Here is a 15,520-nt window from a genome sequence, read left to right as displayed (position 1 = left end):
GCCTTGCTCCCACAGGAATCGAGCAAGACATCCAGGTTTCTGTGCCTGCAAGACCTGAGGTCTTTGGGAGCTTCACCATGCTGAACACCCTTCTCCCCATCCTGCTGTTCGCTGCCCTGGGCCTCGCTGTCCTCGGCGCCTTGCGGCGGGTAAACATGTGGCGCCGGGGCCGACCGGCCAAGGTCGACCTGATCGGCGGCCTCTTCGCCATGCCCAAGCGCTACATGGTGGATTTGCACCATGTGGTGGCGCGGGACAAATACATTGCCAATACCCACGTGGCCACGGCCGGTGGTGCGGTGGCGTCGGTGGTGCTGGCGATCCTGGTCCACGGCTTTGGCCTGCATAACCGCTGGCTCGGCTACGCGTTGCTGTTGATGTCGGCGGTGATGTTCGTCGGTGCGATCTTCGTCTACCTGCGTCGACGCAATCCGCCGGCCCGTTTGTCCAAGGGACCGTGGATGCGCCTGCCGAAAAGCCTGCTGGCCTTCTCGGCGTCATTCTTCCTGGTGACCCTGCCGGTGGCGGGCATCCTGCCGGAGAACTTCGGCGGTTGGCTGGTGGCGGCGATCCTGGGTGTCGGTGTGCTGTGGGGCGTCTCGGAATTGTTCTTCGGCATGACCTGGGGCGGGCCGATGAAGCACGCCTTCGCCGGGGCCCTGCACCTGGCCTGGCACCGCCGTGCCGAGCGCTTTGGCGGTGGCCGTTCCACCGGTCTCAAGCCGCTGGACCTGAACGACCCCGCCGCACCGCTGGGTGTGGAAAAACCCAAGGACTTCACCTGGAACCAACTGCTGGGCTTCGACGCCTGCGTGCAGTGCGGCAAGTGTGAGGCTGCTTGCCCGGCGTTCGCCGCCGGCCAGCCGCTGAACCCGAAGAAACTCATCCAGGATATGGTCGTCGGCCTGGCCGGCGGCACCGATGCGAAATTCGCCGGCAGCCCGTATCCGGGTAAACCGGTGGGCGAACACAGCGGCAATCCGCACCAGCCGATCGTCAACGGCCTGGTGGACGCCGAGACCCTGTGGTCTTGCACCACCTGCCGGGCGTGCGTCGAGGAATGCCCGATGATGATCGAGCACGTCGATGCCATCGTCGACATGCGCCGGCACCTGACCCTGGAAAAAGGCGCGACGCCGAACAAGGGCGCCGAGGTCCTGGAAAACCTCATCGCCACCGACAACCCGGGCGGCTTCGCCCCGGGCGGACGGATGAACTGGGCGGCGGACCTGAACCTCAATCTGCTTAGCGAAAAGAAATCCACCGACGTGCTGTTCTGGGTTGGCGACGGTGCTTTCGACATGCGCAACCAACGCACCCTGCGCGCCTTTGTCAAAGTGCTCAAAGCCGCGAAAGTCGACTTCGCCGTGCTTGGCCTCGAAGAACGCGACAGCGGCGACGTGGCCCGGCGCCTGGGTGACGAAGCGACCTTCCAGCTGTTGGCCAAACGCAACATCCAGACCCTGGCCAAGTACAGCTTCAACCGCATCGTCACCTGCGACCCCCACAGCTTCCACGTGCTGAAAAACGAATACGGCGCCTTCGATGGCAACTACCTGGTGCAACACCACAGCACCTACCTGGCGGAAATCATCGACGCCGGCGCGCTGAACCTTGGCCAGCACAAGGGCGACAGCGTGACTTATCACGACCCGTGCTACCTGGGCCGCTACAACGGCGAATACGAGGCGCCGCGCCAAGTACTGCGTTCGCTGGGTATCGAGGTCAAGGAAATGCAGCGTTCCGGTTTCCGCTCCCGTTGCTGCGGCGGTGGCGGCGGTGCGCCGATCACCGACATCCCGGGCAAGCAGCGGATCCCCGACATGCGCATGGAAGACATCCGCGAAACCGGTGCCGAGCTGGTGGCCGTGGGTTGTCCACAATGCACCGCGATGCTTGAAGGTGTGGTCGAACCTCGACCGATGATCAAGGACATCGCCGAACTGGTGGCCGATGCGCTGCTGGAAGACGCGGCCCAGAGCAAGCCCGTGGCCCCAGCCAAACGTGAACCCGCGGAGGTGCATTAATGAGCGACATCATCCGCCGCGACCCTCGCGCCGAGTGGATCGCCCGCAACCGCCTGCACCCGTTGCATGCGGCCATGCAACCGGTACAGCACAGCTGGATGGGGCCGAACGGCGTCATTCGCAAGAACGTTCATGGCGTCGGTTTCATCGGCCCCAACGGCATCAAGCGCATCGACCGTAGCGGTGCCCAGCAGGGGGGGGCGACCAAACGTACCGCCGCCACCGAAGTGCAACTGCCGCTGCATCAAGTACCGCAACCGGCGTTCCACATTTGTGTCGTTCCGGACATGGTCGGTGGCCGTCTCAGCAGCCACGACCGCGACCTGTTGGGCCTGGCCCATCAGCTTGCCGGCGCGGAAGGCGCGGTGCTGGCGGTGGTGTTCGGCGAGCACAAGGAAAACGCCTTCGCCACGGCCGGTGTCGACCGCTTGCTGGTATTGGAAGGCGAGGAATTCAGCGGTTATGCACCGGAACAACGGGTGCAAGGCCTTCGGGCTGTGGATAACCAATTCAACCCACGCCATTGGCTGCTGCCCGACAGCCGCACCGGTGGCGGCGAACTGGGCCGGCGTTTTGCCGCGGCCCTGGGCGAACGCCCGGCGACGCGGGTCTGGCAGGTCAAGGGCGAGGAATGCATCGGCCGTGCCGGCGCGGGCCTGCAAGACTTGGCCCGACCCTTGGCGCGCTTGATCCTGGCAGCGGCCGAATGCGCCGAGCCGGTCAGCGAAACCCGTCACGAAGCCCTGCCGGTGGAGTTATCCACAAGCGTGGCGCGCAGTTTGTCGCGCATCGAGGATCTTGGCGCGGTGGCGGTGGACCCGGGGGCGATCCCAATGGCCGAGGCCGAATTCATTTTCTCCGGCGGCAACGGGGTCAAGGACTGGGAGCTTTTCCACAAGACCGCTGCGGCCCTGGGCGCTACCGAAGGCGCTTCGCGGGTGGCGGTGGACGACGGCTTCATGGCTCGCGACCGTCAGGTCGGCGCGTCCGGCACCTGGGTCACGGCGCGGGTCTACGTGGCCGTGGGGATTTCCGGGGCGATCCAGCACCTGCAAGGTATCGGTGCCTGCGACAAAGTGGTGGCGATCAACCTCGACCCGGGCTGCGACATGATCAAACGGGCAGACCTGTCGGTGATCGGCGACAGCGCGGCGATTCTCCAGGCCTTGATCGCGGCGGTAGAGGCTTACCGCAACGAAGCCAAGCGCGATGCGGCTTAAGCTAAGGATTCAATCATGAGTACTCAAGTGATCAGCCTGGTGTCCATCGGCGCTCACCCCACCTCCGGTCGGCCCCGCCGTGCCGAACAGGACGCCCGGGCCGTGGAGCTGGGCCTGCAACTGGCTGGCAATGACCTGCAAGTGCTGCACGCAGGCGACGTGGCCGAACCGGCCCTGCGGGCTTACCTGGGCATGGGCCTGGACGAACTCCACGTCCTGGAAAACCCCGTCGGCGCTGATGCGTTGCCAGCCCTGACTGACTACCTGCGTGACGCCGGCGCCCAAGTGGTGCTCACCGGCAGCCAGGCGGAAACCGGCGAAGGCTCGGGCATGTTGCCGTTCCTGCTGGCCGAGAATCTGGGTTGGCCGCTGGTGGTTGGGCTCGCTCAGGTCGAGTCCATCGACGGCGGCGTGGCCCTGGTGCTGCAAGCCTTGCCGCGTGGGCAACGCCGACGCCTCAAAGTGCGCCTGCCGTTTCTGGCCACTGTGGATAACGCTGCGCCAAAACCTCGGCAAAGCGCCTACGGCCCGGCCCGGCGTGGGGCGTTGCATGCCGAGGAAGTCGAGGTGATCGACGACACCCTGCTGGCGGTGGCAACCCTGCAACCGGCCAAACCACGGCCCAAACGCTTGAAAGTGATCAAGGCCAAGAGCGGCGCCGACCGCATGAAAGCCGCCACGGCCAAGGCCAGTGGCGGAGGCGGGCAAGTGCTCAAGGGCGTGAGCGCGGAGGCGGGGGCCGAGGCGATTCTCAAGTTGTTGGTGGAGGAAGGGGTGGTTCGCTAAATCCAGGCTCACCACAAACCCTTGTGGGAGCAAGCCTGCTCGCGATAGCGGTCTTACATTCACATCCATGTTGACTGGCATGGCCTCATCGCGAGCAGGCTCACTCCCACAAGGTGTTGCGGTTTTTACCCACAATCCCTGTTCGCGCCTCTGTGGATAACCTGTTCGGTCCTACCCGGACACCGCGCCAATCAGGCCTTTCGAGCCTTCGCTTAAAAAACGATCAACCTGACCTGCCGCAACATCCAGCCATAAAACCGCTGTCCCGACGTGTTGCCGCGCCTCAAACCTGCGCGTAAGAAAACCGCTTGTCAGCCAAAGGAGCCATATCAATGGAAGTTGAATTTCGTCCAGCCTTGCCCACGGATACCCGGGAGATCGCTCGTTTGTTCCGGATTTCCTCAGAGGGCGCATCGGATTACATCTGGAGCCAATTAGCGGAGCCAGGGCAGGACTTGCTGGACGTGGGTGCTGCTCGTTATGCCCGCGAGGATGTCGATTTTTCCTATCAGAACTGCCTTATCGCAGAAGCCGGCGGACGGGTCATCGGCATGATGCATTGTTATGTGACACGTGATGATCCGCTGGCAACTCCCACCACCGATCCGATCCTGGCGCCCTACGCCGACATGGAAGTCCCCGATACCCTCTACATTTCAAGCCTGGCCCTGCATGAAGGCTGGCGCAACAAGGGCCTCGGCGCGCGCTTTCTCGAACGGGCGCAACAGCGGGCCGATCAACTGGCGCTCAACGGCCTGAGCCTGATCGACTACGCCGCGAATACCGGCGCCCGCCGGTTCTATGAGCGCCATGGCTTTGGCATCGTCAAGACCTGTCAGGTTGTCCCGCATCCAATGATTCGGGTGACGGGGGAGGCGTACCTCATGCATCGGCCTTGAGACCCACAGGAGGATTGCTTACCCACAATCCCTGTGTGCGCCTCTGTGGATAACCTGTTCGCCCCTCGCTGCACCCCATGCAAATCAGGCCCTGCAGGCCTTCGCTCAAAAAACAGTCAGCCTAACCCACGGTTTTTATTGGTTTTTATCTGTGAGTAAGAGGCAGTTCCAGCACCAACTTGCCCCCAATCTCTGTTGGCGCTTCTGTGGATAAGATGTTCGCTCTACGCTGCAAGCCATACGGGCCGGGGCGTTCAGTGGATTGATCATAAAATGATCGATTGGCCGTTTTTATCAGGAAAACCCCGGGAAAACCCCGCTTTACAAGCCGTCCAAAGGGTTTTCCACAGAATCGTCAAAATTACCCCCAAACACTGTTGGCTCTTCTGTGGATAAGGTGTTCGCTTACCTCTAAAGGCCTTGTTGGGAAAGGCTTGCAGGCAATTGATCAAAAAGCAACCGGCAGCCCGGAAAAACCATCATTGTCCATAAGTCACGGTTTTTATTCACTTTGTCGCTGAAAAAATACCGGGCATACCCACACTTGTCCCCATTTGCTGTGGGTGGTCGTGTGGATAACTTGTTCGCCGAACGCTACAAGCCACGGTTTGCATAGCGCAAATCGCGATAGATCAAATTTCATACAGTTCTAAGGCACACCCTTGACGAGGGTCTGTCGGCTGTCTTCACTTCCATGGCACAAGGACATCGCACTTTATCCACATCAGGTTCAGGGAGAACACATGATGGATAGCAAGGCCCCCCGCTTGCACCCGCTCTCACCGGTGACCTGTGTCCCGGCATCTCCCACCTCTTTACATAAACGCATTCATCGACGCGCCGCCAATCAGCGTGCGCGTCTATAGCGCCCGGGTTTTCCCCCTGTAGCACCGCTGACTGCCGCCGGACCCTGCAAGGGACGGTGGCCAGGCGTTCGTGCGCCTGTCGATTTGCAGGCAACCGCAGAGTTGCCCCATCTGCCTGAGAGGACTTGAACATGACACGGATCTCGACCCCCATCAGTGATATCCAGGAGCACTACGACGTGATCGTCATCGGTTCCGGCTACGGTGGTGGCATTGCTGCCTCGCGCCTGTCCAGGGCCGGGCGCAAGGTCTGCCTGCTGGAGCGTGGCCGGGAAATCCAGCCCGGCGAATACCCCAACACCCTGGTGGCGGCCACCGAGGAACTGCAAGTCCACGACCCGGATGGGCACATCGGTTCGCGTACCGGGCTGTTCGACCTGCACGTCAACGCCCAGCAGAACGTGGTGGTCGGTTGTGGCCTGGGCGGCACTTCGCTGATCAATGCCAACGTTGCGCTGGAGCCGGAGCCCGGTGTGTTCGAGGACCCGCGCTGGCCCCAGGCGGTGCGCGAACACCGCGACACGCTGCTCAAGGACGGCTACGCCCGGGCCCGGGAGATGCTCAAGCCCAATCCTTATCCGGCTTCGCAGCCGAACCTGCCCAAGCTCGACGCCCACAAGAAGTCGGCCGACTACCTCAAGCAAGGCGCGCATTTCTACAAGCCGCCGATCAACGTGACCTTCGACAAGCTGCCCAACAACCTCAACCACGTCGGCGTCGAACAGTTGCCCTGCAATGGCTGTGGCGATTGCGTCTCGGGCTGTAACAACAAGGCCAAGAACACCACGCTGATGAACTACCTGCCGGATGCCTGGAACCACGGCGCAGAGATTTTCTGCCAGGCCGAGGTGCGGCACCTGGAACGCGACGGCGATGGCTGGATCGTGCACTTCCAATACCTGGACAGTGGCCGCGAGATGTTCTCGGCGCCGACCCTGTTCGTGCGGGCCGATATCGTGGTGGTGTCCGCCGGTACCCTGGGTTCCACCGAAATCATGTTGCGCTCGCGAGACAAGGGCCTGTCGATGTCCAGCCAGTTGGGCGAGAACATGAGCGGCAATGGCGACATCCTCGGTTTCGGCCACAACTGCGACCAGGTCATCAACGGCATCGGCTTTGGCGCCCATTCGGCCAAGGAGCTGGAACCGGTGGGACCGTGCATTACCTCAATCATCGACATGCGTACCGAAGGCGACTGGCGCAGCCGCATGGTCATCGAGGAAGGTTCGATTCCCGGTGCCCTTGGCTCAGCCATGGTGCCGAGCATGGCGGCATTCGCCGGGATGATCGGCGTGCCCACCGATACCGGCTTCGGTGCCAGCCTCAAGTACAAGGGCCGGGAAGCCGAGAGTTTCCTGCGCGGCCCCTACCATGGTGCGCTGCATAACATGCAGACCTACCTGATCATGAGCCATGACAACGCCAAGGGCCGCATGCTGCTCGATAACAAGGACCAACTGCGCATCGATTGGCCAGGCGTCGGCGAACAGGAAAACGTCACCCTCGGCAATGAACGCCTGCACCAGAGCACCAAGGCCCTGGGTGGGATCTGGGTCGAGAATCCGATCTGGACCAAGCTGCTCAAGCACAGCATCGTCTCGGTCCACCCGTTGGGCGGTTGTGTGATGGGCGAAGATGCGACGCAAGGAGTGGTCAACCACAAGGGCCAGGTGTTCAGTGGCGCCAGCGGTACCGATGTCTACCCAGGCCTGTACGTGAGCGACGGCGCAGTGATCCCGACGTCCCTGGCGGTCAACCCACTGTTGACCATCTCGGCGGTGAGCGAGCGCAACATGGGACTGCTGGCGGCGGATCGGGGCTGGATCATTGACTACACGCTGCCCTCGGCCCCGAGCAAACCCGTGGCGGCGCCGACACTCGGCGTGCAATTCACCGAAACCATGAAGGGCTACTTTTCTACCGCCTTCACCCAAGCCCAGGGCACCGACCTCAGCCTGTACGAAGCGGCGGCCAAGCGGGGCAAGGCCGACAACTCGCCGATCGAATTCACCCTGACCATCACTGCCGCCGACCTCAATCGCCTGATCAAGGAACCGGAGCACGCCGCGACCCTGGTGGGCACCCTCGATGCACCGCTGCTGTCGTCGCAGCCGCTGGTCGCCAGCAACGGCGTATTCAATCTGTTCGAGCAGTACCAGGAGCAGGTTGGCGTGCGGCACATGAACTACGACATGAAGCTGACCGCCGAAGACGGCAGCGATTATTACTTCAGCGCCTTCAAGACCGTGCCCGAGGACAACGGTGTGCTGAACATCTGGCACGACACCAGCACCCTTTACGTCACGCTCTATCGCGGGCCGGACAAGACCGGCGCGGTGATCGGCTCCGGGGTGATGCACATTCTGCCGGCCGACTTCGCCAAGCAGATGACCACCATGAAAGTGCTCAACGCCCGTAACGAGCGTGAGCGTGTGGAGGCACTGGCGCGGTTCGGCAAGTTCTTCGCCGGGATCCTGTGGGAAAGCTACGGCGGGGTTTTCGCCGGCGACGTCTACTTCAACCCGGATGCGCCGCCCCGCTTGAAACGGCCGTTGGTTGCGCCGGCACCGGTGGTGCATTTCTTCCAGACCGAAGACAACGTCGAGTTGCGCCTGACCCGTTACCAGGCCGGTACCAAAGGCCCGGTGATGTTGGTCCATGGCCTGGGCGTGGGCTCGAATATTTTCTCCACCGACACCATCCACACCAACCTGCTGGAGTACCTGTGCAAGTACGAGTACGACGTCTGGCTGCTGGATTTGCGCGTGAGTATCCTGCTGCCGGCCAGCAAGCATGAATGGAACGGCGACCAGGTGGCCCAGTACGATTTCAAGGCCGCCATCGAGCAGATCCAGCAAGCGACCCTGGCCCGTGACGTGCAGTGCGTGGTGCATTGCTATGGCGCGACGACGTTCTTCATGTCGATGCTGGCAGGCTTGCAAGGGGTGCGTTCGGTGGTTTGCTCGCAGATCGCCGCCGACACGGTGGTCGCCACCGCCACCGGGTTGAAGGCCGGTTTGCACTTGCCGGGGATGCTCGATGCCATCGGCATCAAGTCCCTCACGGCCTACGCCGACACCAAGGAAAGCTGGTTCAACAAACTCTACGACAAGGCCCTCAACGGCTATGCCCGGATCGAGGCCCAGGGCTATTGCACCAACCCGGTCTGCCATCGCATCACCTTCATGTATGCGTCGCTGTACCGCCACGACACCCTCAACGAAACCCTGCACGACAACCTGCATGAGTTGTTCGGCGAGTCGAACATTCAGACCTTCGAGCACTTGGCGCTGATCGTGCGCAAGGGGCATCTGGTGGACTTCAAGGGCAATGACGTCTACATGCCGCATTTCGATCGGCTGAAGCTGCCGATCTGCTTCATCAGCGGCGCCGACAACCAGTGCTACCTGCCGCAAAGCACCCTCAAGACCTACGAGCGACTGTGCGAGATGCATGGCCCGCAGTTGTTCAGCCGCCATGAAGTGCCGGGGTACGGTCACATCGACTGCATGTTCGGCAAGGATGCGGTGGTGGATGTGTATCCGATCATCCTTGGGCACCTGGAGAAGACCGCGTTGGGCTGAAGTCGCGACTGACCCGTGGCGAGGGAGCTTGCTCCCGCTCGGCTGCGAAGCAGTCGTCGCTTTTGAAGTCTTGGGGGCCGCTACGCGGCCCAGCGGGAGCAAGCTCCCTCGCCACATGGGTTTTGTGGCGAGTCAGGAATAAGGAAAAAGGATGCCCATGAACACTTACATCCGCTGGTTCCAACGCATCATCTGGGTCGGGATTGTCATGAACATGTTCTTCGCGATCCCGGCGCTGTTCGCGCCGGCGTTGCTGACGTCCATGATCGGCCTGCCACCCGTATTGTCCGATCCCTGGCTGGAGAACGCCGGCATGTTGCTGGTGGGGATCAGCCTGTTCTACATGCCCTCGGGGTTCAACGCGCCACGTTTCGTGGTGCATTCGTGGTTGTGCGTGCTGTCGCGGCTGGTGGCGGTGGTGTTCTGGATCTACCTGATCAACACCAACAACCAGGGCTCGTTGTTCGTGCCGATGTTGATGGGCGACCTGAGCATGTTCCTGATCCTGGGCGTGCTGTTGTACCTGGGCAGCCCGAAGGTCAATCGTCCGCTGGCCTTGCTTTGCGCCGGGTGGCGGGAATGGCGCGCCGGTTGGGCGCTGCGCTGGCAGAGCCACGGATTCAAGGTCGGCACGTTGCTGGTGGTAGCGCTGCTGGGTTTCATTGGCTACCAGACCTGGTACCAGATGATCCGGGAAGTGCCGCAACCGGACTTCGCCTCAGACGAAGACCATTACAAATACGCCGCCATCGGCCTGGGCATCGAGGCGCGGATTCCCTATTACCTGTTTGCCGTACTGCCGCAGATGTGCCCGGAAAAACTGCCCAAGCCGGGCGGTTACGAGGTGTTCGGTTTCCTCTATGAAAACGGCAACGACCTGCCCATCGGCATGGCCAAGCGGCAGCTCGGCTACCCCACCGTGGAGCCCAACTGCGCTCTGTGCCATACCGGTTCCTACCGGGCCAATGCCAGTGACGTAGCGATTCCGGTCGCCAGCGCGCCGGCCAATACCTTGCAACTGCAAGCCTTCCAGTGGTTCGCCTACGATTGCGCCAGCGACCCGAAATTCACCCCCGATGCGGTCATGGCGGCGATCAACAGCAAGTTCCAACTGGGGTTTTTCGAAAAGCTCTACAACCGTTACCTGATCATCCCGATGGCCAAGAGCGCGCTGCTCAAGCAGAAGCAGTCCTACGCCTGGCAGAAACTGCGTCCGGCCCAAGGCCCTGGGCGGACCGACACCTTCAACCCGACCAAAATGGTGGTGTTCGGCTTCCCGGATGACTCCACCATCGGCACCGTGGATCTGCCGCAGGTCTGGAACCAGAAGCCCCGCGAGTCGATGTACCTGCATTGGGACGGCAATAACAACAAGATCCACGAGCGCAACTACGCAGCGGCCATGGCCGTGGGCGCAACGCCGGAATCGGTGCTGCCGCCGAGTTTCAACCGGGTGACCAACTGGCTGCTGGGCCATAAGGCCCCGGCCTGGCCGTTCGCCCTGGACCAGGCCAAAGTCGCCCAAGGTAAGCCGATCTGGGAGAAAAACTGCGCCGGCTGCCATGACTTCGGCCGCAGCGACACCGGCCAGGTCACTACCAACATCGACCAGTTGGGCACCGATCCCCATCGCCTGAACTCCTTCACCACGGGCTTGGTGGCAGCGTTCCACGGCTTCAAGAAACCACCGTTCGACTTCGGCGCCTACCGCAAGACCCAGAACTACAGCAACACGCCTACCGACGGCATCTGGCTGCGTGCGCCGTACCTGCACAATGGCTCGGTGCCGACCCTGTGGGATCTGCTGCAAGCGCCGGAACAACGTCCGCAGGTGTTCTACACCGGCTCCGACATCTACGACCAGGAGAAGGTCGGCTTCATCACCAGCGGCGCGCAAATGAAGGCGTCGGCGGATTTCAAATACGACACCCGCCTGGAAGGCAACCACAACGGCGGCCACCTGTATGGCACGCAGCTGTCGGACGTCGACAAGCGAGCCCTGATCGAATTCATGAAGACCCTGTAGCCCGGGGCATTGCGAAGGAGCGTTCACATGTCATTACTGCACCATTGGGAACATGAGTTCGACAAGGTCAAGGTCCGCCTGCACGGGTTGGTCACGCGGCTGGAAATGTCCTGGCAGAAACTCGTCAACGAGCTCGAACCCGAAGAGTTCGAGGCCATCGTCAAGCTGCTGCAGCGAGGTCACGACCAGGCGCAATACGTCATCAAGCATGGTGAGCTGCCGGACGATGAACCGGCCGTACCGTGGGAACTGGCCCATGGCTTGTCGATCCTCAAGATCGGCAATCCCAGCCCCTTGCCGCAAACCGTCGCCGAGCTCCCTACTCAGGTACTCAAGGACGGCACCTTGCTCGGCTGTCGCAAATGGGAACTGCTGGACCTGTTGTGGAGCGAGGCGCTGCTCAAGTGGATCGAGAACCTGCGCCATCACGCAACGTTCGCCACCAACCCGGCGCTGGTGAAAATGGACAGCGACGTGGTGCTGGCCATTGCCGGCGACTGGGGCACCGGGCCTTTCGACAGTCACGCACCGGCGGTGGCCGTGGCCAATCAGATGCAGCTGGCCGAGGCCGATTTCACCATCCACCTGGGCGATGTGTATTACGCCGGGACCCATTCCCAGGAAGACGTCGACATGGCCGGCTGGCCCCAGGGCAAGCAGGGCTCGTTCACCCTCAACTCCAACCACGAGATGTACAGCGGTGCCCACGGTTATTTCAAGGAACTGGCCAAGCGTTTCCCGGTGCAACAAGGCACCAGCTACTTCGCCTTGTACAACGACGACTGGCTCGTGGTCGGCCTGGACACTGCCTATGCCTCGGACGCCATGAACCTGTACATGGACGGCACTCTCAATACGCAGCAGATCGAGTGGATGAAAACCCTGCCCAAGCGCAAGAAGCTGATGGTGCTCAGTCATCACCAGGGCTTCGATATTTCCGGGCACAACAAGACTGCACTTTACCAACCGGTGTGCGACGCCCTGGGGCGCGAGCCGGATTACTGGTATTGGGGGCATCTGCACAACGGCATCTGCTATGCGCCGCAAGGCGGATTGCATGCGCGTTGCGCTGGGCACGGGGCGATTCCCTATGGCACCACCAGCGAGCTGAACGGGCATGTGCGGGTGTTGTGGTCGGAAACCCAGTTGGCGGGAGACGAGGCGTATCCGCTGCGGGTGTTGAATGGGTATGTGAAGGTGCAACTGAAAGGGGAGGAGATTGTCGAGACGTTTTATGGGGAGGATGGTTCGGTGCGGTGGTCTTCACAGTAATCGGGTGAATGGGAGACCGCTATCGCGAGCAGGCTCGCTCCCACATTTGATCTTCGGTGTGCCAAAGATCCCTTGTGGGAGCGAGCCTGCTCGCGATGCTTTTAGTTGTCAGCCCTGGACTGGAACACCCTTGAGGTAAGGTGCCGGTTCGGCCCCGAGGTTGTTGAGCATGCGCTCGCTGTACCAGTCGACGAAGTTCACCACGCCGAACTCATAGGTCTTGGAGTACGGGCCTGGCTGGTAGGCGGTGGAGTTGATACCGCGCTGGTTTTCTTCGGCCAGGCGACGGTCCTGGTCGTTGGTGGCGTCCCAGACCTGGCGCATGCGTGCCACGTCATAGTCCACGCCTTCGACCGCGTCCTTGTGCACCAGCCACTTGGTGGTGACCATGGTTTCCTGGGCGCTGATCGGCCACACGGTGAACACGATGATGTGGTCGCCCATGCAGTGGTTCCACGAGTGCGGCAGGTGCAGGATGCGCATCGAGCCCAGGTCCGGGTTCTTGATGCGCCCCATCAGCTTGGCGCAGCCCTGCTTGCCGTCCATGGTCATCGACACGGTGCCCTTGAGCAGCGGCATGCGCACGATGCGGTTACGCAGGCCGAAACTGGCGTGGGCGTAAGGGATCTTCTCGGCTTCCCAGGCGGCGGCGGAAGCGGCCACATGGTCCTTGAACGCCTGGTCGGCGCGTGGGTCGGTGACGTCGTCCCATTCCAGCAGGGTCTTGAGCAGTTCCGGGTGCGAACCGCCGCAGTGGTAGCACTCGCGGTTGTTTTCCAGCACCAGTTTCCAGTTGGCCTTTTCCATCAAGGTGGTTTGCACCGCCACCTTGGTGTTCTCCATGTCGTACGGTTCCATGTAATGGTTCAGCGTCGACAGGAAGTCATCGATGGCCGGCGGGTTCTCGGCCAGGCTGATGAAGATGTAGCCGCCAGAGGTCTTCACGTTCACGGGCTTGAGGCCGTACTGCTTCATGTCGAAGTCGGCGCCCATCTCGGTACCGGCGAACAGCAGACGACCGTCCAGCTCGTAGGTCCACTGGTGGTAATGGCAGACCAGCTTGGCGACCTTGCCCTTGTCGCTGGTGCACAGCCGCGAACCACGGTGGCGGCAGACGTTATGGAAAGCATGCACCACGCCGTCGGCGCCACGAATGACGATGATCGGGTTCTTGCCGACTTGCAGAGTCAGGTAGTTGCCCTTGGCCGGGATTTCGCAAGTCATGCCGGCGATCAACCACTCTTTCTGGAAGATTTCCTGCATGTCGATATCGAACAGGCGCTCATCGGAGTAGAACGGTTGTGGCAGCGAGAAGGTACGCTCGCGCTCCTGCAGCATCTGTGCGGTGGCCTTGCGTGCGGGTTCCAGCGGATCGCCCAGGCTCAGGGTGGTGGTGACGTCCATCGTTTTATCCTCATGGCCCTCTACGTGACCATCAAAAAAGTGGCTGATCGGTTGTGCTACGCAAGGCAGAAAATTGTGTTTGTCTGTTGAGGCGAGTGTGGGGCCGCGCAGGGGCGCAACCTTATCCATGGGCGACATGGCCCAATCTGTTCCCGACGCGCTAGCCCCGGTAGTTGGGGGCTGGTCGCGATAAGTATGTGAATGTCGCAGATAGGTAAATGGTCACCCAGGCGCCTGCGCACAATCGCCATCATGAAGGCCGGCAGTCGGCCGTGGAGATCAGCATGTCCAATAATTTCCTGAACCCGGTCACGACCCAGACCTGGGCCAATGGCCGACATATCGTACGTTGCGTCAAAGTCATCCAGGAAACCTGGGATGTGCGCACCTTCTGCTTCATGGCCGACCAGCCGATCATGTTCTTTTTCAAGCCGGGGCAGTTTGTCACCCTGGAGCTGGAAATCGAAGGCCAGCCGATCATGCGCTCCTACACCATCTCCAGCTCGCCGTCGGTGCCCTACAGTTTCTCGGTGACCATCAAGCGCGTGCCGGGGGGCAAGGTGTCCAACTGGTTGCACGACACCCTGCATGAAGGCCAGGAGTTGGCGGTGCACGGGCCGGTGGGGTTGTTCAACGCCATCGATTTCCCGAGCCCGAAAGTCCTGTACCTGAGCGGTGGCGTGGGGATCACGCCGTGCATGTCCATGGCTCGCTGGTTCTACGACACCAACGCCAATGTCGACATGACCTTCATCCACAGCGCCCGCTCGCCCAAGGACATCATTTACCACCGCGAGCTGGAACACATGGCGTCGCGGATCGACAACTTCAGCTTGCACCTGATCTGTGAAAAACATGGCCTGGGCGAGCCCTGGGCCGGGTATCGCGGTTATCTGAACCACAAGATGCTGGAATTGATGGTGCCCGATTTCCTCGAACGCGAAGTGTTCTGTTGCGGCCCGACCCCGTACATGACCGCGGTCAAGCGCCTGCTGGAAGCCGCCGGCTACGACATGAAGCGTTACCACGAGGAGTCCTTCGGCGCCACGCCACCGGAAGCTCGCGCCGACGCCGTGGAACAGGCCGAACAAGCGGCTGACGCTCCGCAAGTCGATGCGGCAGACCTGCACCTGGTGGAGTTCACCTCCTCGGGCAAGAGCATCCGCGTGGGACCGGGAGAAACCGTACACGCCGCCGCCGCCAAGCTCGGCATGATGATCCCCAAGGCCTGCGGCATGGGCATCTGCGGCACCTGCAAGGTGTTGAAGCTGGGCGGGGAAGTGGAAATGGACCACAACGGCGGGATCACCGAAGACGACGAGGCCGAGGGTTACATCCTGTCGTGCTGCAGCGTGCCGAAGGGGGATGTGCGGATCGAGTTTTGATCAGCACTCTCACTGGTGGGCGCTGAAGATCTTGTGGCGAGGGGATTTATC

Annotated in this window: 9 protein-coding genes; 8 read left to right on the top strand and 1 reads right to left on the bottom strand. The window is 61.7% G+C overall.

Translation table 11 applies throughout. The features are described from left to right. The first annotated feature begins 77 nt into the window (after window positions 1-77). The 7 genes from dgcB to DTP52_RS20955 all read left to right on the top strand — a co-directional run bounded on the left by dgcB (window position 78) and on the right by DTP52_RS20955 (window position 12,680). A complete protein-coding gene (gene dgcB, locus DTP52_RS20990; protein ID WP_109755046.1) occupies window positions 78-2,027 on the top strand; it encodes a dimethylglycine demethylation protein DgcB in 1,950 nt (649 codons plus the stop codon). Beyond that, window positions 2,027-3,247 (top strand): electron transfer flavoprotein subunit alpha/FixB family protein, encoded by a 1,221-nt coding sequence (locus tag DTP52_RS20985; RefSeq protein ID WP_109755045.1) that lies wholly within the window; start codon window positions 2,027-2,029, stop codon window positions 3,245-3,247. The genes dgcB and DTP52_RS20985 overlap by 1 nt, the downstream gene beginning before the upstream one ends. Before the next feature lie 15 nt (window positions 3,248-3,262). After that, window positions 3,263-4,033, top strand: coding sequence for an electron transfer flavoprotein subunit beta (locus tag DTP52_RS20980; RefSeq protein WP_109755044.1), 771 nt, complete (start codon window positions 3,263-3,265; stop codon window positions 4,031-4,033). Window positions 4,034-4,365: 332 nt separating this feature from the next. Further along, entirely contained in the window at window positions 4,366-4,932 is a 567-nt protein-coding gene (locus DTP52_RS20975) for a GNAT family N-acetyltransferase (protein ID WP_109755043.1), read from the top strand. Between the two features lie 997 nt (window positions 4,933-5,929). Further along, complete coding sequence (locus DTP52_RS20970) at window positions 5,930-9,382, top strand: GMC oxidoreductase (protein ID WP_109755042.1); 3,453 nt, start codon at window positions 5,930-5,932, stop codon at window positions 9,380-9,382. 157 nt (window positions 9,383-9,539) lie between these two features. Further along, window positions 9,540-11,408 (top strand): hypothetical protein, encoded by a 1,869-nt coding sequence (locus DTP52_RS20960; RefSeq protein ID WP_109755120.1) that lies wholly within the window; start codon window positions 9,540-9,542, stop codon window positions 11,406-11,408. Window positions 11,409-11,435: 27 nt separating this feature from the next. Beyond that, on the top strand, window positions 11,436-12,680 hold the full coding sequence (locus DTP52_RS20955; RefSeq protein WP_109755041.1) for a metallophosphoesterase: 1,245 nt from the start codon (window positions 11,436-11,438) through the stop codon (window positions 12,678-12,680). A 108-nt stretch (window positions 12,681-12,788) separates the two neighbouring features. Here DTP52_RS20955 and gbcA read toward each other — a convergent pair whose 3' ends face one another. Continuing rightward, entirely contained in the window at window positions 12,789-14,084 is a 1,296-nt protein-coding gene (gbcA, locus tag DTP52_RS20950) for a glycine-betaine demethylase subunit GbcA (protein WP_109755040.1), read from the bottom strand. Window positions 14,085-14,368: 284 nt separating this feature from the next. Between gbcA and gbcB the strand changes: the two genes are divergently transcribed. Beyond that, complete coding sequence (gene gbcB / locus DTP52_RS20940) at window positions 14,369-15,469, top strand: glycine-betaine demethylase subunit GbcB (protein ID WP_109755039.1); 1,101 nt, start codon at window positions 14,369-14,371, stop codon at window positions 15,467-15,469. The last annotated feature ends 51 nt before the right edge of the window (window positions 15,470-15,520 follow it).

Origin of the sequence: Pseudomonas sp. 43mfcvi1.1 (assembly GCF_900115935.1) — a bacterium.
GTDB lineage: Bacteria > Pseudomonadota > Gammaproteobacteria > Pseudomonadales > Pseudomonadaceae > Aquipseudomonas > Aquipseudomonas bijieensis.
This window is presented reverse-complemented; position numbering and strand designations above follow the sequence as displayed.